Origin of the sequence: Mesorhizobium sp. SEMIA396 (genome assembly GCF_024518615.1) — a bacterium.
Taxonomy (GTDB): Bacteria; Pseudomonadota; Alphaproteobacteria; order Rhizobiales; family Rhizobiaceae; genus Mesorhizobium.
In genome coordinates, this window is record NZ_JANIFC010000022.1 from 1 (window position 1) to 21,016 (window position 21,016).

General features: G+C 60.2%; 15 protein-coding genes and 8 pseudogenes. 11 read left to right on the forward strand and 12 right to left on the reverse strand.

Annotated features, from left to right (window positions below; translation table 11 throughout):
- Positions 1-1,203, forward strand: a pseudogene (locus NP503_RS32220) (IS5 family transposase); the annotation flags it as partial.
- A 421-nt stretch (positions 1,204-1,624) separates the two neighbouring features.
- Here the strand turns inward: NP503_RS32220 and NP503_RS32225 are convergent.
- Positions 1,625-2,683 (reverse strand): class I SAM-dependent methyltransferase, encoded by a 1,059-nt coding sequence (locus tag NP503_RS32225; RefSeq protein ID WP_024504268.1) that lies wholly within the window; start codon positions 2,681-2,683, stop codon positions 1,625-1,627.
- Positions 2,684-2,740: 57 nt separating this feature from the next.
- A pseudogene (locus NP503_RS32230) lies at positions 2,741-2,962 on the reverse strand (insulinase family protein); the annotation flags it as partial.
- Positions 2,963-4,019: 1,057 nt separating this feature from the next.
- Here NP503_RS32230 and NP503_RS32235 point away from each other — a divergent pair.
- From NP503_RS32235 to NP503_RS32245, 3 genes and pseudogenes are all read left to right on the forward strand, one after another.
- Positions 4,020-4,466, forward strand: coding sequence for an extracellular solute-binding protein (locus NP503_RS32235; RefSeq protein ID WP_236383562.1), 447 nt, complete (start codon positions 4,020-4,022; stop codon positions 4,464-4,466).
- Positions 4,467-4,749: 283 nt separating this feature from the next.
- Positions 4,750-4,970: pseudogene (locus NP503_RS32240) on the forward strand (helix-turn-helix domain-containing protein); the annotation flags it as partial.
- A 1,143-nt stretch (positions 4,971-6,113) separates the two neighbouring features.
- Positions 6,114-6,308, forward strand: a pseudogene (locus NP503_RS32245) (DUF459 domain-containing protein); the annotation flags it as partial.
- Positions 6,309-6,377: 69 nt separating this feature from the next.
- On the opposite strand, the gene NP503_RS32250 reads toward NP503_RS32245, so the two are convergent.
- From NP503_RS32250 to NP503_RS32265, 4 genes and pseudogenes are all read right to left on the reverse strand, one after another.
- The gene (locus NP503_RS32250; RefSeq protein WP_063169408.1) at positions 6,378-7,832 is read right to left on the reverse strand and encodes a glutamate synthase subunit beta; all 1,455 of its coding nucleotides are present in this window, start codon (positions 7,830-7,832) and stop codon (positions 6,378-6,380) included.
- Between the two features lie 41 nt (positions 7,833-7,873).
- Positions 7,874-8,037 (reverse strand): annotated as a pseudogene (locus NP503_RS32255) (TlpA family protein disulfide reductase); the annotation flags it as partial.
- Positions 8,038-8,315: 278 nt separating this feature from the next.
- Positions 8,316-8,585 (reverse strand): annotated as a pseudogene (locus NP503_RS32260) (pyridoxal-phosphate dependent enzyme); the annotation flags it as partial.
- Between the two features lie 8 nt (positions 8,586-8,593).
- Positions 8,594-8,798 (reverse strand): annotated as a pseudogene (locus NP503_RS32265) (isopenicillin N synthase family oxygenase); the annotation flags it as partial.
- Positions 8,799-9,623: 825 nt separating this feature from the next.
- Between NP503_RS32265 and NP503_RS32270 the strand changes: the two are divergent.
- From NP503_RS32270 to NP503_RS33325, 3 genes are read left to right on the forward strand one after another with little or no spacing between them, the layout of a single operon-like run.
- Positions 9,624-9,848, forward strand: a complete 225-nt coding sequence (locus NP503_RS32270; protein ID WP_372958899.1) for a DUF411 domain-containing protein — start codon at positions 9,624-9,626, stop codon at positions 9,846-9,848.
- A gap of 40 nt (positions 9,849-9,888) precedes the next feature.
- Positions 9,889-10,122, forward strand: coding sequence for a hypothetical protein (locus tag NP503_RS32275; RefSeq protein WP_127312611.1), 234 nt, complete (start codon positions 9,889-9,891; stop codon positions 10,120-10,122).
- Positions 10,123-10,163: 41 nt separating this feature from the next.
- Positions 10,164-10,655 carry a cytochrome c gene (locus NP503_RS33325; protein WP_244514239.1) on the forward strand — a complete coding sequence of 164 codons (492 nt, stop codon included), beginning with the start codon at positions 10,164-10,166 and terminating at the stop codon, positions 10,653-10,655.
- Between the two features lie 238 nt (positions 10,656-10,893).
- Here NP503_RS33325 and NP503_RS32290 read toward each other — a convergent pair whose 3' ends face one another.
- Positions 10,894-11,310 carry a hypothetical protein gene (locus NP503_RS32290; protein WP_063169404.1) on the reverse strand — a complete coding sequence of 139 codons (417 nt, stop codon included), beginning with the start codon at positions 11,308-11,310 and terminating at the stop codon, positions 10,894-10,896.
- 1,758 nt (positions 11,311-13,068) lie between these two features.
- On the opposite strand from NP503_RS32290, the gene NP503_RS32300 reads away from it, so the two are divergent.
- From NP503_RS32300 to NP503_RS32315, 4 genes and pseudogenes are all read left to right on the forward strand, one after another.
- Complete coding sequence (locus NP503_RS32300) at positions 13,069-13,350, forward strand: acyl carrier protein (RefSeq protein WP_029356603.1); 282 nt, start codon at positions 13,069-13,071, stop codon at positions 13,348-13,350.
- A complete protein-coding gene (locus tag NP503_RS32305; RefSeq protein WP_063169402.1) occupies positions 13,351-14,559 on the forward strand; it encodes a beta-ketoacyl synthase in 1,209 nt (402 codons plus the stop codon).
- A gap of 772 nt (positions 14,560-15,331) precedes the next feature.
- Positions 15,332-16,375: pseudogene (gene nifA, locus NP503_RS32310) on the forward strand (nif-specific transcriptional activator NifA); the annotation flags it as partial.
- A gap of 464 nt (positions 16,376-16,839) precedes the next feature.
- On the forward strand, positions 16,840-17,406 hold the full coding sequence (locus NP503_RS32315; protein ID WP_024505228.1) for a sugar O-acetyltransferase: 567 nt from the start codon (positions 16,840-16,842) through the stop codon (positions 17,404-17,406).
- Positions 17,407-17,713: 307 nt separating this feature from the next.
- Here NP503_RS32315 and NP503_RS32320 read toward each other — a convergent pair whose 3' ends face one another.
- From NP503_RS32320 to nifB, 5 genes are all read right to left on the reverse strand, one after another.
- Positions 17,714-18,607: an SIR2 family protein gene (locus tag NP503_RS32320; RefSeq protein WP_024505229.1), complete on the reverse strand. Its 894-nt coding sequence runs from the start codon at positions 18,605-18,607 to the stop codon at positions 17,714-17,716.
- Positions 18,608-18,641: 34 nt separating this feature from the next.
- Positions 18,642-18,854, reverse strand: a complete 213-nt coding sequence (nifT, locus tag NP503_RS32325) for a putative nitrogen fixation protein NifT (RefSeq protein WP_024505230.1) — start codon at positions 18,852-18,854, stop codon at positions 18,642-18,644.
- Entirely contained in the window at positions 18,851-19,171 is a 321-nt protein-coding gene (locus NP503_RS32330) for a nitrogen fixation protein NifZ (RefSeq protein WP_024505231.1), read from the reverse strand. Before NP503_RS32330 ends, nifT begins: the two co-directional genes overlap by 4 nt.
- Before the next feature lie 85 nt (positions 19,172-19,256).
- Positions 19,257-19,451, reverse strand: a complete 195-nt coding sequence (locus NP503_RS32335; protein ID WP_024505232.1) for a 4Fe-4S binding protein — start codon at positions 19,449-19,451, stop codon at positions 19,257-19,259.
- A gap of 29 nt (positions 19,452-19,480) precedes the next feature.
- On the reverse strand, positions 19,481-20,962 hold the full coding sequence (nifB, locus tag NP503_RS32340) for a nitrogenase cofactor biosynthesis protein NifB (protein WP_063169393.1): 1,482 nt from the start codon (positions 20,960-20,962) through the stop codon (positions 19,481-19,483).
- Positions 20,963-21,016: the final 54 nt, after the last annotated feature.

The window sequence follows — 21,016 nt, forward strand, 5'->3', positions numbered from 1 at the left end:
CCGTCTATTCGGACGGCCCCGGCATGCCGCCGCTGCCGACCCGGCTGATGGCGGGGCTGGCGATCCTCAAGCACACCTTCAACCTGTCGGATGAGGTGCTGTGCGAGCGCTGGGTGGAGAACCCTTATTTCCAGTATCTCACCGGCGAGACGTTCTTTTGCCATACGCTGCCGTTCGACCGCTCCTCGATGACGCGTTGGCGCAGCCGTATGGGCGAGGAGCGGATTATGGTGCTGTTGCAGGAGAGCCTCAGCCTCGCGGTCAAGACCGGGGCGATGAAACCGGCCGACACGCGCCAGGTGATCGTCGACACCACCGTGCAGCCGAAGAACGTCATGTTCCCGACCGACGCCAAGCTCATCCATCGGGCACGCGAACGGCTGGTGCGGCTGGCCAAGAGGACGGGTCTCCATTTGCGCCAGAGTTATGTGCGGGTCGGCAAGCTGGCGCTGATCAGCCACCAGCGCTATGCCCACGCCAAGCAGTTCAAGCGGGCCAACAAGGCGCTACGCAAGCTCAAGACCTATCTCGGCCGGACCATTCGCGACATTGGTCGCCAGATCGCCGGCGATCAGGGGCTGGACGCTGTTCAAATGGCCGCTCTACCAGGCCGCCACCGTTCTCGAGCAACGCCAGCGCCAGCGCGGCCGCAAGATCTACAGCCTGCACGCACACGAGGTGGAATGCATCGGCAAGGGCAAGGCGCATGCGCCCTACGAGTTCGGGGTGAAGGTGTCGGTGGCCACCACGCTGAAGCGCTCCAGGGGCGGCCAGTTCGCCCTGCATGCAAAAGCACTGCCCGGCAATCCCTATGACGGCCACACGCTGGCAAGCGTCATCCCCGACATGGAAAAGACCATCGGCAACGAGATCGGCCGCATCCTCGCCGACGCCGGCTATCGCGGCCACAACGCACCGCAGAGCCACAAGCTCAGGGTCTTCACCGCGGGCCAGAAACGCCGCGTCACCCCAGCCATCAAGCGCCAGATGCGACGGCGGTCGGCGGTCGAGCCCGTCATCGGCCACATCAAGAGCGAACACAGAATGGGCCGCAACTACCTCGCCGGCCAGCAGGGCGACACCCTCAACGCCATCCTGGCCGCCGCCGGCTACAACTTCTCCCTCCTGCTCAGGTGGCTGAAGGGGTTTTTGTCGCTCTTGATTGCCCTGCTTCAAATCCGGCCGAAGCCGGTCGCCGCTTAGGGCTCGGATTGTTCACGGTCGACTAGTGAGCACTCTCCAATATGTTAGGCTCTGTCGCAGTAGCGCAACAAGCTCAGTCTTTGGATGGGTGGTATGAGGATGAGACGACTGAATGTGTACAGGCTCAGTCTTTTTATCGAGGCTCTCGTTTTTGTCGTAAGCGCGTTCGGTGCGACGTGGCTTACCAGCTTTGTGAACGCGCCATGGTGGACATATGTGATTATAGCGGCCATCGCTATGGGCATGTTCGTCGCCGTGCGTGGGGTCCTTTCTGAGCCGCAACGTATGGGACTCTTGGCACACAACTCGGCAGCGACCTCTGCGTGAACCCAGACGCCTTGAAAATGTGCCCGATGCGTCCGGATTTTTGGCGGTGATCTTCATCAAATGCGATGAGCTGCAATTTCTGGCGACGGCCACGCTAAGGGCGGGCCTCCAGCACCATGTTGAACGGTGTCTCCGCGGCGCGACGCAATCGCTTGAAGCCGCCGCCGGTCACAACCTTGCGCAGCCTCGCCTCACCGGCCTGGGCTCCAAGCGCGAGCCCGACTTCCTGCGACACGGATGCGGGCGTGCACACGAAAGTGGAAGCGGCATAGTAAACGCGGCCGACGGGATTGAGGTTCGCCGCCAGATGATCATGCGCGAACGGCTCGACGATCATCCACGTGCCGTCCGGCTTGAGCGATCCGTGGACATGGGTGGCGGCGCCCGTCGGGTCGCCCATGTCGTGAAGGCAATCGAAGAATGTGACGAGGTCATAGGTTCCGGGATAGCTCTTGGCGGCCGCCACGTCGAACCGCGTGTTAACGCCGACGCCGGCTACCTCGGCCGCCTTGCGGGCGCGCTCAATCGAAGGGGCATGATAGTCGAAGCCGACGAAGCGCGAATTGGGGAAGGCCTGTGCCATGAGCACGGTCGATGCACCATGACCGCATCCAACATCCGCGACGTCCACGCCGCGTTCGAGCTTCTCGACGACGCCCTCCAAGGCCGGCAGCCAGGAGTCGATCAGATTGGCATTGTAGCCTGGACGGAAGAACCGTTCCGTACCGCGAAACAGACACGCGCTATGATCGTGCCACCCGACGCCCTTGCCGGACTGGAATGCCTGCCTCACCTTTTCTTCATCGAGCCACAGCGCGGACAGGAACTCGAATGCGCCTGCCATGAAGGCCGGGCTGTCTTCATCAGCGAACACCAGCTCTTGCTCGGCGTTGAGATAGAATTTGTCGCTCGCTTCATCGTAGTCGACGTAACCCGCCGCCGCCTGCCCGGAAAGCCATTCCCTTACGAGGCGTTCCTGGGTGCCGGTGCGTGTCGAAAGTTCGGCGGCCGTCATCTTGCCGCCTTCGCGCAATGCCTTGAACAGGCCGAGTCTGTCCCCCAGCAGGACTCCCGCGCCCGTTGCGATCGCACCGAGATCGCCGACCATTTTCCCCAAGAATGCGTCCAACTTTTCCTGATTCGCTTCAGACATCTGAATCTCCCTTTGGGTTCAATCTCTCCAGGCGACGGAGCCGTGCTCGTCATGAGGCGCCTTGAGCATCAGATGCTCGAAGACATGCAGATATCCCCGGCGGCTCATTCCGCGCTGCCGATCCTGCACCAGACCATATGGGTGACGACCGGCGCGGTGGTCGGGAATGACAGCCACCTCCATGCCGTTGAAAAGCAGGAAATCCGTCACTTTGCCCTCGTCGGTAACCGGCGGAGCCGGAGTGGTCGTCACCAGGGCAAGCCCTGTTGCAGCAGGTATCCTTGGGCAGCCTGTCAGAACATCGATGACTCCGGTTGTGGTGCCGGGGTGGGCGATCAGGGGCCAAGTGATTGTTCCGCGGCGGCTGTATGTTGTGGTAAGGTGATCATGCGAACTCTTGTTGGTCGGTCACGTGTTTTGCGGATGACCCGCATGTACTGTGCCAAATGAGAAAACCATTCAAACGCAATCCAGTAGATCTGACTGTATCCGACATTGTCGGAATTTGGACATCGCCGAACGCGAAGCGCTCGGGGCTTGTGACGATACTTGAGCGTGCTGCTTCGGAGGAGGGATGAGCCTCGAACCGGCCGCGAGGCCTTTTTCTGGCAACGGATATTCCGGCCGGGTTAGGCCGCGAGGAAAGCGACGGTGAATAAGAGGTAGAGGACCAACCGTTTTGAGCGGGTAGTTGCCGTGTTGCGCCCCCAGGCAAAGGCCAGCACCACGGAGCAGTATTTCTGGTGGCGATACTACAACGCCTTTTAGTGCCGGTTACCCGTTTTTACCCAGTTGGCCTGGTGCATTCAGAGCGAGCTCGTTGGAAACCGCTTATTGTGGCTATGAGCGAACTCGGGATGGAGGAGTGGACCCAAAAATTGGCAAAATGCCCCAGGGAGGATTACATGGGTCGCTCATTCCCCGTACTCGTTACAGGTGCGCGTCGCTTCGCAAACAGCTTGCTTTTGACTTGGCGTTTTTTGCCGTCTCGGCATCGCTCACTAATTCGGCCGCTGCCGACACCGTGAACTGGCGTCAATTCGAAGGGACCAGCATAACTTGGGCCTACGACATCCACCCCTATGCGGATGCTCTCGCTGCGCAATTTCCGGAGTTCGAGAAGCTGACCCGGCATCAAGGTCACGCCGGAACTCTACCCAGACGATTCTTACTGGAACAAGATGACGATCCAACTGACGACGAAGTCGCCAGCATGGGATGTGTTCGGCACTGGCATTCAGCCCGCGTAGGACCTCGCTCCGAGTGGCGCCCTGGAGCCGCTGGACAAATACCTGAGCGATTGGAAGCTTACCGATGCTGGATACGACTACATTACGTGGACATGATCAAGAAGTGCGCGGCTCCTTCCTTCGCGTCCGGCCGCAGCGCGATGACGATCGACTCAAATATGTTCGGCTTCTGGAACGATGTTGCGGGGAAGCCGGCATCCGGCAAGATCGCCTTCGCTCCGCCGCTGCACGCACCGAGCGCCACGAGCTTGGAGTCTGACATCTGGATCTGGGCTCTCGCCATGAACGCGGCTTCCGAAAAGAAGGGCACGGCCTGGCTGTTCATCCCGTGGGCCACCTCCAAGCAGGTGGCGCTCAAGGGTGCCCTTGCTGGCCAGCTCGTCAATCCGCCGCGCACGTCGACCTGGCAGACGACACCTGGACTAAGTACGCTTCGCAGCCCGAGTTCAACAACTTCGTTGACAGCTTCAAAAAGATACAGGACCAAGCCGCGCTGGCTTTCACACCGCGTGTCGGCTTCGGCGAAGCCATGAACGCATGGGCCGTGGCGATGCAGAAGATGGTAAACGGCGATGACGTCGAGACGACGTTGAGGGCGCTTGCCGAAGAAATCCGCACTGGCCTCTGATCAAAAGGAACAGGGCAGTACTATTGCACTGCCCTGTTCCCGCCAACGGCGGAGATCACGCCGTGTCACCCCAAGCACTTAAACCCAGCGTGCCGATGGCAGCCGAAGGACCTGGCGCGCGCGCCTCGTCCGGTTCGGCTTCGCTGGAGGGGCGTTCCATCGACTGTTTCAGCCTTGCAATCATCCAGGCGCTGGCCAAAAGCCAGATGGAGCGCCGGCTCAGGAACCGGCGCAAAAACTCGAGCCTGCCGGCGCTGATCGAGCTGGTGCTGGCGCGGCCGCTGGTGTCGGCAGGTCTGGTCGCGGCCGAGCTGAAAATTAGCCAGCGCGCTGCGCTCGGGCTGGTGCCGAACTCGGCATCCGTGAGGTGACCGGCAGGGGGCGCTACCGGGCGTGGGACCCCGTTTAGCTGCGGCGGGCTTTGGCGAAAGCGACAGCACTGATGATTTTTGCTGTACGCTCATTCTCCCTCATCTGCGCGTTGACAGAAAACCAGCAGGCGAGGGTCACAGCACGCTGTGCTCCCCGCGATTTCCGGAAAACCAATGAAAAACGACTTTGATCGATCGCGCGGGACGTATCATTCAACCATGTCGAGAACGGGCGTGACGGCACGTACACTATGGACCGAGAGAACTTTGTCTGGCGACTTTGCGCACGCTTGCAAAACTCTTCGGAAAACTTCCTTCTGTTGATCCAATGATCGTAATGAGCTGGAGTGGCATCGCCGCTCTCCTCGGTTCTTGCTCTCTCAGTTGAACTTGATGCTAGCCTGCACGAAAACGCCGTAGCGCTTTGCCTTCCAATCGTCGGCCTGCGGGGAACCACGACCGCCCATTGCCTCTTCGAAATGAGCGGTGCCGTTATTCGCCACGGCCGCAACACCGCCTCGAGCTGGACGCCATGCCCATCGCCGTCTTCGGGAATTAGCTTGATCTTGGGCGCATGTGGTGCTGCTCTTTGCCGTCGAGCCGCGTGAAGAGGAACGCCACGTCACCAGAAAGGCTGAGTCGCTCGGTGAGTTGCGTCTGCCCGGCCAAGCCGAGTCGCAGCGAATGCCAATCGTTGTCCTGGCTGAGAGGTTGACGTAGGTGGGACGGTTGGCACACAGGTTCCCCAGTTGGTCGCCTGCTGCGTGCAACCGAAAGCATCGTAGCTCTCGTGCCAGAAATTGTTGCCAACAAAAGCACCGATGCGGTAGCGCGGTGAGTTCAAGAAATTATATCCAAGATCGGCGGTGAAATAGCTGACGCCGCCCCCGCGCTGATCACTGAATGTGTTTGAGTAGCCCCCCATTTCCGTAAGAAGTCCTCGTCATGAGAAAATCCTCCCTGATGCCGCCCGCACCGAGGAGGCCTTTACGAAAATGCCAGTCGGATTGTGGACTCGAATGCGCGTCTAGATCGTCATAGGTGAGCCGCGAGACCAGTGACGTACCTTTATGATTGTAAAGTTCCTTCGATGCGTTGCCGGTACTGGCCAGTAACGTAGTCCACCCTCGAAGGAAAAGACTGAGGCCGCCGACCCGGCTACCGACGCCGACTCGCAATCACCGGCACTCGACGGCGGTTCGGAACTTCTCGGTGCCGCAGCGCCGGCCAAGCCGGACGGGCCCGGTGAAAAATTCGTCGTCGAGGGCAAGGCGCCCGCTGCTGCGCCCGGCCGCGCCGACGATTTTTCTTGGCCGCCAAGGCGGCAGCCTGCGGCCGGGGCCACAACCGAAACGACCACGGCGATCAGTCCGTAAGCTGCCCGGGGCAGCGGAAGGGCGGAAAGCGCCTTCAGGTGGCCGCACAAGTAGGGTCTCGAGACGGACTCAGCGCGGCAGCACGCTCGATCCCATCAGCGCCTCATCGATGGCGCGCGCCGCCTGGCGGCCCTCGCGGATCGCCCAGACGACCAGCGACTGGCCGCGCCGCACGTCGCCCGCCGCATAGAGCTTTTCGACGCTGGTCCTGTAGTCCCGGTCATTGGCCTCGACATTCTTCGAGCGGCGGCTGTCAATGGCGATCTTCATCTGGCCGGCCAGTTCCGACACCGGCCCGCGAGCGGCTGGCCCGGCAAAGCCGATGGCGATGAACGCGAGATCGGCGCGGATGACGAATTCGGTGCCGGCGATCGGCTTGCGCTTTTCGTCGACTTCGCAGCATTTGACCCCGGTCAGCTGGCCGTTTTCGCCGATGAATTCAAGCGTCGCCACCTGGAATTCGCGCTCGGCGCCTTCGGCCTGCGAGGATGACGTGCGCATCTTGGTCGCCCAGTATGGCCAGACCGACAGCTTGTCTTCCTTTTCCGGCGGCTGCGGCCGGATGTCGAGCTGGGTGACGCGCACCGCGCCCTGGCGGAAGGCGGTGCCGACGCAGTCGGAGGCAGTGTCGCCGCCGCCGACGACGACGACATGCTGGCCGCCGGCGAGGATCGGATGCGACGGCCACGCCACCGACTGGATCGGTTCGCCGCCGACACGCCTGTTCTGCTGCACCAGATAGGGCATCGCGTCATGCACGCCGCCGAGATCGTCGCCGGGAATGCCGGCCGCGCGCGGCGTTTCGGAACCGCCGCAATAAAGCACGGCGTCATGTTCGGCGAGCAGCTCGGCAACCGGCTTGTCGACGCCGACATTGACGCCGCAATGGAAGGTGACGCCCTCGCCCTGCATCTGCTCGATGCGCCGGTCGATATAGTGCTTCTCGATCTTGAAGTCGGGAATGCCGTAACGCATCAACCCGCCGGGCCGGCTCTCGCGCTCATAGACATGGACGTCGTGGCCGGCGCGGCCGAGCTGCTGGGCAGCCGACATGCCGGCCGGGCCGGAGCCGATGACGGCGACGCGCTTGCCGGTCTTCTTCTCCGGCGGATAGGGCCTGATATGGCCGGTCTCGTAAGCCTTGTCGGCGATCGCCTGCTCGACCGTCTTGATGGCGACGGGGATGTCCTCGAGGTTCAGCGTGCAGGCTTCCTCGCAAGGTGCGGGGCAGATGCGGCCGGTGAACTCCGGGAAATTGTTGGTCGAATGCAGGTTGCGGATCGCATTGTCCCAGTCGCCATTGTAGACGAGGTCGTTCCAGTCCGGGATCTGGTTGTGGATCGGGCAGCCCGTCGGCCCATGGCAGAACGGAATGCCGCAATCCATGCAGCGCGCGGCCTGTTTCTCGACCTCTTTGTCGGACATCGGCAGCGTGAACTCGCGGAAATGCCGGATGCGGTCGGAGGCCGGCTGGTACTTGTGCACCTGCCGGTCGATTTCGAGAAAGCCTGTTACCTTGCCCATAGTCCAGTTCCTGCTGTCCAGATGGTGCGCCTGGCGACGCCCTGCAGCTGGATCAGATGGGGCATCCCGTCCACACATGGGCCGCACCAAGTTGCCCAAAATTCGACTATGTACACTTGCCGGGCTCAAAGCTCGTGAGGGGCTCGCCATGCAGCCAGTTCTCGACTCTAATCGAAGGAGCCGGGGACTCCATCTGCAATACCACGTTGCGGTCCAAAGCTATTTCCAAAGGTTTCTGCACGAGCTGGTTTCCTCTCAGAGACGGCACACGGGTTCAGGGAGGAGCGCATCGCTCGTCTTGCCCCATTGAGTGCAGTCACAGTCACTCAGTCTCAAAAGCCATGCCAACGCGCTCAGCGCGCAGTTAGCGCCCATTGCTTCGAAAAACCTCGTCAGTGCCCAGATGTTGGTTGTAATGAACCTGACATTTGTCTGACGCTGTCAGCTTTTGGACACGCGATCACGCGCTTCGTGCCGCCAGATGGCCAGGCCGAGCCCTGTGTTGCCAGCGGTCGCTTCGATGATTGTACCGCCCCGCGCGTGCCACGCTGTTCGGCATTAACGATCATCGACAACGCAATGCGATCCTTGATCGATCCGCCGGGATTCTGGCTTTCGATCTTGACGAAGCGACGACACCTGCCGGTATCGAATCTCTTCAGTTCGACGACCGGCGTCTCCCCAATCAGATCGAGCACTGACAAATGGCGGACGCAGGCGAGAGGACGCCTTTGTCGACGGTCGGCGGAACATCTCGAGGCTCATGCGGCTGCGGTCTCCAGAATGTCGGCATAGTGCCGTTGCGCAATATCGGGATGCGAGCGCAGTCGGCTCTTCAGCAGTTGCGGAACAGGGGATTGTCGGGGTCGCTGGCGGGGCACCCGCTTCGGCAGCCAGTTCAGGCGGCAGGTCAAGAAACCGTATGTCGGCATCAAGCCGCGCGCCGAAGAAGAAGGGAATAGAAACAGTGCCCTTCGAAAGACCCAGGGCGACGGAAATCATTGCATCGGGCGAGTTCATGCGCCTGAAGCAGCGCTGGCTGCAACTGCTTCATAGCGACAGGCGGGCGGAGACTCTAGCGGGGCTTTCGCCGCTTGGTTGATTGAGGCTCTCGACGAAGCCACTAAGATTCGGCGGCCGATAATAGCTTGCTGCTCATTGGGACGCCGACCAACGCCGGGATTGAGAAAGGCAACCCTGCCCCACAAGGCGGGTGTCACACGTGCGGTGCGTCCGCTCGTCGCGCCGGATGGTCTTTGAGACCTGGGTTCACGGCTATTCAGATGCACCCCTGTCGGCTTTTCGGTGCAGGCCGCCAGGCGGCGTGTTGCAGCAGCGGTAATTAGTTTGAGAGCGTGCGAGCACGGGCTGCATAGTGAGATCATTTGCCGGCGTGGGGACCAAGGTGTGGCGCAGCCTTAGAGAACTCAACACCGAGACCGGAGCAACGGAGACGGCTCTTTCGTCGAGACAGTTTAATTGGAAGGCCGAGAAGCACCGGCTGGGTAGCGTCACGCCGCATCATTCTTTGCGGAGCTGGAGCGCGCGGGATCGCTGGAGCGGCTGGTGAAAGCGGTTGCCGGGGCGCACGCCAACAACAACACGTGAGCTGGCGCCTCGTGTGGCAAAAGGAGGGGGCGAGAGCCCATGGCCTGCAATGAAGCGATCAAGCATTGCGATCGTGGAACCAAGCTGCCTAGTCGACCATCCGGACCGCGGCCTTCAAGCCAGCTCGCCTTGGAATCGGCCTTCCAGGAATCACCGTCAAGGCCGACTCACGACCTTTTCGCCATGAGCCGCGAAGAGGGCATTCCGCCGGAAGCCGATGGCTGCCTTCTCTCGTTCATCGACGGCTATGTGGTGAGCGGCCATGTGCCGGTCGGCACGGTCAACAAGCTCTTGACCGAGCGGCCCGACATCAAAGGGCATGACGCTGCCCGGCATGCCGATGGGCTCCCCCGGCATGAGTGGCACGAAGGAAGCGCCCTTCGAGATTCTCGAAATCCGAAAGTCTGACGCGACCGGCGGCATCTACGCCACGGAATAGGAGGCTTCGATGATGGAATGCATGAGCGGCATGATGATGTTCGGCACGGGCCTGGTGTGGCTGCTTGTCGTCGTCGTGCTCGTCCTCGGGACGGCCGCGCTGATCAAATACCTGTTCTCCAGCGGCGGCAAAGGAGAAGGGCGTCGGTCCTCTTATCGATGCGTGGCCGCGGCAGGCCTCGGATTGGTCTGGACATTGCCTTGGCTCGCCAACCGGATGGCCGCGCCCCGGCCGCGGCGATAGCGCTAGGCAAGACGGTTTTAGCCAGGCGAAGGTCAGCGCGATTGGAAAGCCCGCTGCCTTCGGGACGCATGCCGGCGCCGGGACCGGCCGCGGTCGTCGGCGGCGGCTACCAGAGCGACATGCCGGGCTTCGGGAATGTCCTCACCGACGAGGAGATCCGGGCCGTTCTGGCCTTCATCAAAAGCACATGGCCCGAGCGGGAACGCGCCTATCAGGCAGATGAGCCGCCGGGAGCGGGAGCAGACACAGTGAGACCAATCCTAGCCGCGGAGCCCTCGAACGCCCCCAACCGGAATGCATTGTCCATGAAAGCGAAACCGTCGCTTGCGATTCAATTTCTGGCGCTGATCCTCGGGACCTCCGCGCTGGCCCACCATCCGGGCGCCGATCTCGACAAGATGAGGGACAGCGCGGAGAGGTTCTTCCAGGCGATCGACGAGCAGGCCGCGCCGCCTTTCGAACTGGCCGACGCGGACGGAAGGGCCGTCCGCCTTCCGATCTCTCCGACAAGATCGTGGTGCTCTACTTCATGACGAGGTAACCTTGGAAGAAGAAGGCGACGGCCACTGGCGGCAGGATGGCAAGCACGCTGGCCGCAAAAAGCGGCCCATACTCATAGAAGCGGGCCGGTTCTGTCGCAAATCGTGCTTTTGGCCACAACTGGACGCTTTCGCGCGCTTATGGACCAGCTCACATGACAGGGCTCGACGTGCCCCGGGGTGGCGCCCTACTTCCACGCTCGCACTGTCACACTCCCGCCGAAAGGCGGGTTTAGTGAGTTATGGCAGTGACTGTGCCACCAGTCCAAACGTCGAGTTTCGCGGCAACTTCGACGCTTTCCTTAGCTGACTTGCCCAAAACCAGCGCGGCCAAAGCATACTGCTTGCCGCTCCCGATGGCATAATATTCACCTTTCACGGGATCACTTGGCAGCCAATTGCCGTCCAACAATACGGCTTCCCCATTTTTGCGCACTATCAGCGCCTCAAATTCAAAATTGTCGTCGTTGCGCGGCACAGGAATATCAGAAACATCCATGCCCTTCTCAACCCAGTCTCGAACGGCCTTTGGAATACCCAAGGACGAAGAGGAAACGCCGATGAGTGTGCCGTCGCATAAGCGAAACACCTTCGTTTTCTCACCGACGGATACTGAGTCAAAACCCAAGGCTCGGCCGTCGCCAGCCATGGTTCCGTTCCTGTAAGCTATTGTTGTCATTGGCACCCTTCTATCGCTGCATCAAACTTCAGGACCTTGCGCATGTCCCCTGTGTCAAGGTCACTGACCGACGGCCTATTTGCCTGATACACGATACAGGCTGCGCTCCTTGAGTTCGCGCACGGGTGGCCGTCATCTTGCCGCCTTCGCGCAATGCCTTGAACAGGCCGAGTCTGTCCCCCAGCGGGAATGACAACCACCTCCATGTCGTTGAAACGCAGGAAATCCGTCACTTTGCCTCGTCGGTAACGGGCGGAGCCGGAGCGGTCGTCACCGGGCAAGCGCGGTCGCAGTAGGTATCCTGGGCAGCCCGTCAGACATGGATGGCTTCGGTTGTGTCATGCGACTTCTTGTTGGTCGGTCACGTGTTTCCGGATAACCAGCATGCGCTGTGCCAAATGAGAAAACCATTTAAAGTCAATCCAGCAGATCTGACTGTATTCCGACATTGTCGGAAATTGGACATCGCCGAACGCGGGCGCTCGGGGCTTGTGATGATACTTGGGCGTGCTGCTTCGGAGGAGGGATGCGCCTCGTACCGGCCGCGAAGCCTTCCTGCATTTAAGGCGCCAGATCAATTGAACGCGATGCCGGGCAGCGTCGCAGCGGCTAAGCCAGCCACTCGCATTGCTCCCTGACAGGATGGTGCCGATCCTGCTGAGATCGCATGCTGGCGCGACGTTGCTTTGCGGCCACCGTCGCGCCTGCCCGTGAACTGTTCGCGCCTGTGCTCATGCTCGCCTTGACACCCTCGATGGGTCCATCCGGGATGGTCAACCATCCGGAACATAGCGGGCAGGCGGGCATCTTCACCAGCAGTCTCTGTGTCGCTCTCGTGGCGGCAAACAAGATCGAGGCTGGCGGGGTGATGATCAACGGTCCTCGAACCATCGATTTTGATCGCGGTGGCCGTTCAGTGCGTTCAAGCACGAGGCGCCGTTAGACGGCACCGCAGCATCATAGCGAAGTGCCATGCAGGACGACTCCCTGCAGCATCGTCTCGCGCAGCCAAACACTTGCCGGATCACTGTTGTGAACGGCCGGGCGTTTGACGGCCTGTGACGCGAAAAGGCAACGGAAGATCTAGCATTTATGGGGGAAATGTTTTTTCGGAGTGCTTGACCCGCAGGAAGGGCAGGGCATGACTGCCTATCGCCCGACCCGGCAAGGCCGCACTCATGACCGGCTGGGCTCGGTTAATCCTGCATGCCGCGCCCATGAGGTTACTTGTCCGGAGTGCGTCGAGCACAACGAGGAGATGTAGTTCACGATCTTTGAAAAGCGTGGTCAACCATCCAAAGTGTGGATGCCTTTCATCGAAACAAACGATTTCATCAATGTTCTGGAATCCTGCATGGGCAGAAGCACCTGATGGACACCGATGCCCCCACTGCCTCATGGCGTGGCGAGCGTCTTAAGAAACCGCCCGAAAGGAGATTTTTCATGCGCTCTACCGGGCAGTGGAGTGCTGGGAAAGGGAGTTGCAACTGACCGGCCATGTCAAACTGTCCGACTTCTTCCGAGCCTATGGACAGACCGGGAGACGCGCACGTGTAGCGGCTCACATCGTCATACTGCACCTACGCCACACACCGGCCGGACCTGATCCGGCTTTATGAGCATTGGGTTTTGTCAGTTGCCCAAGCGTGATGGCTTTCGCGACGCGGCGCGCCTCAGGAACTGAGCCGCGTCCAGGTCGAAACGCGGGAAAGAAAGACAGGAAACAGAATGGCCGATCAATTCGCAACGGACGTCATTGCCCTGATCAAGAAACGCGCCGAGTCGGAGAGCGGTGAGGGAATGCCTGCGTCATTCGTCGGCGAGATAACAATCGCCACGGAACTGGACGCGCTCGGGTTCGATTCGCTGGGTTTGGCGGACGTCCTCTGGGATGTGGAGCAGGCCTACGGCATCAAGATCGACATGAACACGGCCGATGCCTGGTCCAATCTCAAGAATGTCGGCGACGTCGTGGAAGCCGTCCGCGGCTTGCTTGCGAAGGAGGCTTGAATGGACAGGCGCGTCGTTATCACCGGAGTGGGCGGCCTGTGCGGACTGGGCACCGAGGCCGCCTCTATGTGGAAAGAGATGCGCGAAGGCCGCTCCGCCATCGGCCCGATCGCCAATTCCGAGCTTCATGACCTGGAGGGCATGACCGGCGCTGAGATCAAGGCGCTGCCCCAGCACGACATCAACCGGGGGCATCTCATCTCCATGGACCGCTTCAGCTTGCTCGCCGTGCTTGCAGCGCGCGAAGCCATGCGGCAGGCCGGACTTTCCTGCGACGAGGGGAATGCCCATCGCTTCGGCGCGACAGTGGGCGTCGGATTTACCGGTTCGTACGCAACAGAACAAACTTACCGCTCACTGCTTTTGGGTAGCGCAATCCGTGCTGAACTCTTCACTGGAGTAAAGGTGATGCCCAGCGCCGCTTCCGTCCATCTTAGCTTGAGCCTCGGCTTGCGCGGGCCGGTCTTCGGGGTGACCTCCGCATGTGCCTCGGCCAACCATGCGATCGCCTCGGCGGTGGACCAGATCAAGCTGGGCCGGGCCGACGTAATGGTTTCCGGGGGCAGCGACGCACCCTTCGCATGGGGCGTGCTGAAAGCATGGGAAGCAATGCGCGTGCTTTCACCCGATACCTGCCGGCCCTTCTCCGCCGATAGGAAGGGCCTGGTGCTGGGCGAGGGTGCGGGCATGGCCGTGCTGGAAAGCTACGAGCATGCCACGAGGCGTGGTGCCACAATTCTTGCCGAGATCGCCGGCGTCGGCCTTTCCGCCGATGCCTTCCACATTGCCGCGCCATCTGTCGAGGGGCCAGCGTCGGCGATGCGCGCCTGCCTTGCCGATGCCGGGCTGAATGCCGAGGACGTCGACTACCTCAACGCGCACGGCACCGGTACCAAGAGCAATGATCAGACTGAAACGGCGGCGATCAAGCGTGTGTTTGGAAACCACGCTTATTCGATGTCCATCTCTTCCACCAAGTCCACGCACGCGCATTGCCTCGGCGCAGCGAGCGCGCTTGAAATGATCGCCTGCGTGATGGCAATCCAAGAGGACGTCGTGCCGCCGACCGCCAACTATCGCGAGCCAGATCCCGCTTGCGACCTCGACATCACACCCAATGTGCCGCGCGAGCGCAAGGTGCGCGTCGCCATGAGCAACGCCTTCGCCATGGGCGGTACGAACGCAGTTCTGGCATTCAGGCAGGTGTAGAAGCCATGCAAGACGCCTCATTCGAGGTCACCTGTCGTATCTAGCTGCTTGAGGGGCGGGGCATTGTGATACAGGGAGGGCTGTGGGGTCCCTCCTTCTCGGCCTCGACGATGTGGGAGGAGCCTGTGCGGCGAAACGGGCTAGACGCCCCCAGGCCCAGAACTTGGGCGAAACCAACTCCCACCAAAGCACAGCCGCTTTAGTAGCCGAACAATGAAGCCTCGCTCGACGAGCCGCCGCCTCTACTGTCAGCGGCATCACGCGGTTGAAGCGAACAGCGCAGCGGCTACTGTTTCCCGCACAACTCGGACGGCAATTGGGACAAGTCCGCACATGTCGTCACGTAAGCTGAACGCCGCAGGTACAGCCAAATTGGGGGCGGGGCGTTTCTGCCGTTTTGATAGAATTCTATCAAACTGACAATTTTCCTTGCACGAATGCAAGGAGAGCTCGATTGACTCCCCTCCTTTCTTGTCAAGGATGGGTTTGCAGGCTGCGGTGCGGCAGAAGCCGGACAGAACGGCGACCGGTCGAGTAAAGGCCTGCGCAAACAAGCGCGCATATTGCGGGCGCCCGCACGGAGGAGAAGACGCTCGTCCTGGTGAAAGACAACGATGCTCAGGCGCCATTGCCATTTGCCGAGGGGGTCCGCGCGCCGGAAATTTCGAAGCAACAAAGGTGAGATCGAGAATGATGATGGCGAAATACAACACAGCTCACCGTCCAGTGCAGTTCTACCGGCGGGTGGCGGAGTGGGATGGGCTGCCAAATGGAACGTAAAAAGATCAGCAAGGAGATGCTTGGCGATAGTCAGGCGCTGCGCAAGCTGCGTGAGCACCTTGTCAAGGTGGCCAAGGCGAAGACTACGGTCCTGTTGCGAGGTGAATCCGGAACCGGCAAGGAGCTGGTTGCCAAAGCCATTCACGAGCTCTCGCCTCGCGCCAAGCAGCCCTTCATCAAGGTCAATTGCGCGGCGCTCACCGAGACGCTTCTGGAATCTGACTTGTTCGGTCATGAGAAGGGTGCCTTCACCGACGCGAGCAGTTTGCGCAAGGGGCGCTTTGAGGCTGCCGACAAAGGCACATTGTTTCTGGACGAGATTGGCGAAATATCAGGTTCGTTCCAGGCTAAGCTGCTGCGTGTCCTGCAGGAGCAGGAGTTTGAGCGCGTCGGCAGCAACCACACCATTAAAGTTGATGTTCGCGTGATTGCCGCAACGAACAGGGACTTGGAAACGGCAGTTCAACGCAAGGAGTTCCGGCAAGACCTCTATTATCGCATCAACGTCGTCACTTTACGCGTGCCGGCATTGCGCGAAAGGCGAGGTGATATTCCGCTCTTGGCCGCTCAGTTTCTCAAGAATTTCAATACTGAGAATGATCACACGCTGACCTTCGCTCCCGAAGCGATTGAGGTGCTAATGAACTGCGAATTTCCAGGTAACATCCGAGAGCTCGAAAACTGCGTTCAACGGACGGCAGTTCTGGCGACGGGTCCATCAATCCTCAGAACTGACTTTGCCTGTTACGCGGATCAGTGCTTGGCCGCGGCGCTGTGGAAGAACGGACAGCCGACGTCAGAGAAGTCGACTACGATCGAGCCTTCCGCCGCCTGTGCCGCCCCGCCCGTCGGCGACGGGCAAGCGCCGATAGGCCCTGCCACGACTCGTGGTAGGGTGCCCGATGCCGATACGGTCATTGCTGCCATGGAAAAGTGTGGCTGGGTGCAGGCAAAGGCGGCGCGCCTGCTCGGTTTGACCCCGCGCCAGATCGGCTACGTGCTGAGAAAACGCGGTATCGAGATCAAGCGTCTCTGAAACAACCCGCCGAGCAAGAGCTGGAGCAGGTCAAGCATTGGTGCTCTGGCGCCGAGCCCATCGGCCAGGCTTACGAAGTGGGTGTGAACAGCGCTGCCAAGATTCCGGCCGTGTGCTTTCTACCACCAGTCGTACTGGGGCTCTGCGACTGACAAACTAAAAAGGAGTAATCCTCTGGCGGGACCTGGTCGATACATTAGCTGATGGCTTACCGCTCGATATCACGCAATCTGAGATGGGCATGAAAGTGAGTTCGACCGCTGGACAGTTGCCGACTTCGTCAGGTATTGGCCCCTGCGACCGGTTGATCTCCGATATCCAAATTCTTGGAAGTTGGTCGAGACGAAACTGTCGCCCCGGCTCGTGACCGACCGCGCGCCCGGCAAGATCGAGTTACAAAGTTGCCGAGGCAGTTTGATGTGCGTTCCTGCATCACTGTACGGGACACGACCTGACGGGAGACTATGATGCGTAGCCAAAAAGAAAAGATGCTCGCAGGCGAGTTTTACAATGCGGCGGATCCGGAGATCCAAGCTGACCTGTTGGCAACCGGGGCTTGGCTCAAGCGGTACAATGATACGCTGGGGCAGACCACGGGGCATTGGCATGAGCTTTTGTCCGAGCGGCTGGGAGAGGTTGGGCGCGGAACGGTCATCCGTCCGCCCTTTTTTTGCGACTACGGATTCAATATCCGCATTGGAGCCAATGCCTACATCAACTTCAACTGCGTTATTCTTGACGTGGTAGAGGTCAAAATCGGGCAAGGAACGGCAATTGGGCCTGCTGTGCAGATTTATACCGCCGATCATCCACATGATGCCGAGCAGCGGCAGGCCGGCCTGCAGGTCGGGCGTCCTGTTCACATTGGCAGCCGTGTCTGGATCGGCGGTGGAGCAATCATTCTGCCTGGCGTCACGATTGGTGATAATGCAGTGGTAGGCGCTGGCTGCGTGGTCACACGAGATGTTCCCGCCGGGGCAAAGGTAGTGGGAATTCCTGCTCGCGTGGCCGACCCACATAAACAGGCATAATCAACCTCGTTGACCCTGGAGGTGCATGCGAACTGTCGAAACTGTGCCGAATTTTTGTCGAAGCCATTGAGCGCTGCATATGTTGTCGCGACTCGGGCGCTTCAGTTCTTTTGCCACGGGGGTCACAAGATCATGTGCGTAATGCCGCCGCAACGTGCTCACGTCCCGCAGCAGCGGACCCTTTCACATGGCCCAACGAATTCAGAGCCTACGTTGTGCTGCCACTAGCATTACTGCTCACGAATGTATTCCCAACTGAGTTTTCGCCCTTGGAGGCAAGCAGCGACTCACCAGCAATCGCCGGCCATTAATCCTGGCTAGCATCGACCCCGACGAGGCGAGCCGCGGCGTTGCGGATCGGCATGTCGATGACCGTGATTGCGCCTTCGGCAAGGAAACGACGTTCGTTTCTGGTCAGCGTAGCCGAATCGATCACCGCAAAATGTGGGCCAGTGGAGCGCTTCATCAGCTGTCTGGCATATGTGCGCAGCATCTGATCGTTGAAGCGGCAGCCCACGAAGAAAAAACCCCGGTTGACGCGCCGTTGCTTCACCGCGTCCGGGATCGGCGTCTGGATATCAATTTCGGTTAGGACTTCGACGTAATCGGAATCAGCCACGAGGAAGTTTGCCGCCGGCCTGACGCTGCCGTGCGGCGCATAGAGCACCGTCCTAGCCACTTGTTCGGCCTCGAGTTCTGTTCCTGACAAATCGTAAGTTCTCGTCCAGATGTTACCGATTCCGGTCGCGCGCGTCGTTCCTTGTATCTCGACAACGTCTGTTTGGCCGGCCTCTGCAAGGGCTGCTCGCATGGCGCCATCGTACCAGCTGTCGATGATGACAGACAGTTGAAGGGTTGCGAGCCAGGCGTGAAGAACGGTCGGCTCGGCGGGGGCTGCGAATATCTCCGCCATCCACGCTTGGAGAGTCCGACGATGTCGGCGCTGCTCGATAAACTGCGCGACCGACCACATATTGGTGCGAATCCTGGAAGGGGCAGGCGCCCGCTTGTTGAGGGCCGCGGCGACATCTTCAGGGGTGCAAGGTACAGGGGATTCCGGTGGGTTAAGCTGCAGAAGACCAGGACCGAGATAGGGGATCACTCGATCGGCCTTGAGAGCGCCGTTCAGCAGGTCAATCAGTTTTTTGGCAAAACTGCCCCGGACGACGACGAGATGGTCCCAGCTCAGCATCGTGTTCATACGCGTTTCCTCTCCGCCACTGAACCCACCGGCATCAGGCCCCGTCGGAAATCTTCATCGCCTCGACGGTGATCGGCAAACGCGTGTCGCGCGGAAGGTCGGGCAGCATGAGCCGCCAACCGTTCCTGAGCGTCACGGTCCCGCCCCATAAGTCAGCGTTCTCAATCTCGGTGATCGGCTCTTCGAGATCCTTCTTGGGGACATAAGCCGACAAGCCAGTAGCGGTCCTGCGAATCATTACTTTCATCCGGCTGTTCCCCCGTTGGAAATGCCTTCAGCTCCGCAGGGAACCTCGACTTTGTCGAGGCTAATGAGTTCGCGCGCTCGCATGCCGACGACCGTGCCACGATCGATCCATTCGACCGCATAGATGAAGAATTGCTGGAGAAAGGTTCCAATGTCGCGCACGTAGCCTTCGTCGCCCTTCCGCACGAGGTTTTCGCCGATCTCCTTGCCGGGATAGGTGCCGTCGTTTTTTATGTGGCGTATCGCACGGACCCGCTCACCCTGCATGAACCGTGGCGGTCTGCCGATTTCGACCTCCTGTTCGCGTCTGGACCACATGCTGTCCATTCCTTTCTCGAGGCTTTTGTTGTGGTCGCGGGTTGCAGGCGTCGTCGTGCGGCGAACCCGACCGTTTCGGTAGGAATCAAGCGGGAACGCAGGTTTTCGGTACCGGACAGACCGACACGCATTGCTGCGTATCGAAGGCCTCCTTGCATTCGGTGCACTTGTTTGGATCGATCACATAGGCGTCGCCCTTGAACTTGATCGCTTCCGAAGGACATTCGAACTCGCAGGCCCCGCATTGGGTACATTGGGATGCGATGATCTTTAAAGCCATTCTAACTCCTGGTTATCGGACGAGACGGCTCAGGCCGTCGCCGCTAGTGGTCTGATCCCAAACTCTGCCGCGTAAAGTGCGCTGACTGCGGTCTCGATGTAGTCATGGCCATAGGCGTCGGTTACGCGCAGTCCAACTCGCGAGAGTTGTTCCTTCGGGCGATTTCCGATCTTGGCGCATAGCACTATGTGTATGCCTTCGAGCGCTGCGATGACGCCCTCGAGGATGGCGTCTTCGCCCCCGCCTCCGAGGCAATACCGCTCGACCTTCCGATGCCCGACCAAGCTGATCCCTCTAGGCGAGACTTCATAAACCTGGAATTCCTTCGCGTGGCCGAAGTGTTCGTTGACCCGTCCACCTCCCTTAGTGGCCACCGCAACCAGAAGCGACTTTTCGGAGTCTGTTGCCTTGACCATACCGATGGCCTCGCTCCTCGCCGCCTCATGATCACGGCGCTCGTGTGCGACCACCTGCCGATAGGCCTGACGCTTGCCAGCATCGTAGGCGACATCGTCGGGAATACCGTCCAGCGTGAATTCCTGGCCACGATCTTCACCGAGCAGGCCGACAGCATCTGCCCGGCACTGCCGGCAGTGGCGCATCAACTTGGCGCCACCTTCAAGTCGATCCTGAAGAGCCATCATCTCCGTTGCCGTTGGGCCGCGCTGCCCGATGAGTCCGTAGTGGGTACCGTGCGCCGGGTCCGAAATCAGAGGCATCACGTTGTGCAGAAACGCGCCCCGCTCCCTGACCATTTTGTTCACCTCAAACAGGTGCTGGTCGTTCACTCCAGGAATCATCACCGAGTTGATTTTGGTGAGGATGCCGCGCGCGCTCAGCATCTCCAGGCCCAGCATCTGCCGCGCGTGCAAGATTCGAGCGGCTTCGATGCCGAAGTAGCGGCGATTTTCATAAAAGATCCATGGATAGATCTTCGCGCCGACTTCCGGGTCGACCATGTTGATGGTGATCGTCACGTGATCAACATTCATTTCGGCAAGCTCGGCGACATGGTCCGGCAGCACGAGCCCATTAGTGGAGACGCACAGCTTTATGTCGGGGATTTCCCTGATGACGCGGTCGAACGTTGCCTTCGTTTTCTCCCAATCGTAACAGGCATCCCCCGGCCCAGCGATGCCAAGAACCGAAAGCTGCGGAACTTTGTTGGCAACGGCGATGACCTTGCGTAGCGCTTGGTCGGGCGTCAACTTCTCAGACACAACACCAGGCCGGCTCTCGTTGGCGCAATCGTATTTGCGATTGCAATAGTTGCACTGGACATTGCAAGCCGGCGCGACCGCCACATGCATACGCGCGAAATAATGATGCGCTTCCTCCGAAAAGCAGGGGTGATCCTTGATCCTTTCCCAAATAGCCGGATCCTCTTCGCCCGGGCTGGTCGGCGACGAGCCGTAGGAAGACGATGCGCAGCCACCGGATTTCGCGGCTGCCAGAAGACCCTCGGATGTCGTGCTAGTCGGCCCCTCAATCGAAACTGTCGGTGAGGACATCAAACGGCTCCGTTGCTGGTAACGTCGCGGTTCAAGGTGCAAGAGCCATACCAA

Coding starts and splice junctions, on each gene's coding strand:
- NP503_RS32225 (WP_024504268.1), bottom strand. CDS start 2,683: ATGTCTGAAGCGAATCAGGAAAAGTTGGACGCATTCTTGGGGAAAATG.
- NP503_RS32250 (WP_063169408.1), bottom strand. CDS start 7,832: ATGGGCAAGGTAACAGGCTTTCTCGAAATCGACCGGCAGGTGCACAAG.
- NP503_RS32270 (WP_372958899.1), top strand. CDS start 9,624: ATGAGCCGCGAAGAGGGCATTCCGCCGGAAGCCGATGGCTGCCTTCTC.
- NP503_RS32275 (WP_127312611.1), top strand. CDS start 9,889: ATGATGGAATGCATGAGCGGCATGATGATGTTCGGCACGGGCCTGGTG.
- NP503_RS32290 (WP_063169404.1), bottom strand. CDS start 11,310: ATGGCTGGCGACGGCCGAGCCTTGGGTTTTGACTCAGTATCCGTCGGT.
- NP503_RS32300 (WP_029356603.1), top strand. CDS start 13,069: ATGGCCGATCAATTCGCAACGGACGTCATTGCCCTGATCAAGAAACGC.
- NP503_RS32305 (WP_063169402.1), top strand. CDS start 13,351: ATGGACAGGCGCGTCGTTATCACCGGAGTGGGCGGCCTGTGCGGACTG.
- NP503_RS32315 (WP_024505228.1), top strand. CDS start 16,840: ATGATGCGTAGCCAAAAAGAAAAGATGCTCGCAGGCGAGTTTTACAAT.
- NP503_RS32320 (WP_024505229.1), bottom strand. CDS start 18,607: ATGAACACGATGCTGAGCTGGGACCATCTCGTCGTCGTCCGGGGCAGT.
- nifT (WP_024505230.1), bottom strand. CDS start 18,854: ATGAAAGTAATGATTCGCAGGACCGCTACTGGCTTGTCGGCTTATGTC.
- NP503_RS32330 (WP_024505231.1), bottom strand. CDS start 19,171: ATGTGGTCCAGACGCGAACAGGAGGTCGAAATCGGCAGACCGCCACGG.
- NP503_RS32335 (WP_024505232.1), bottom strand. CDS start 19,451: ATGGCTTTAAAGATCATCGCATCCCAATGTACCCAATGCGGGGCCTGC.
- nifB (WP_063169393.1), bottom strand. CDS start 20,962: ATGTCCTCACCGACAGTTTCGATTGAGGGGCCGACTAGCACGACATCC.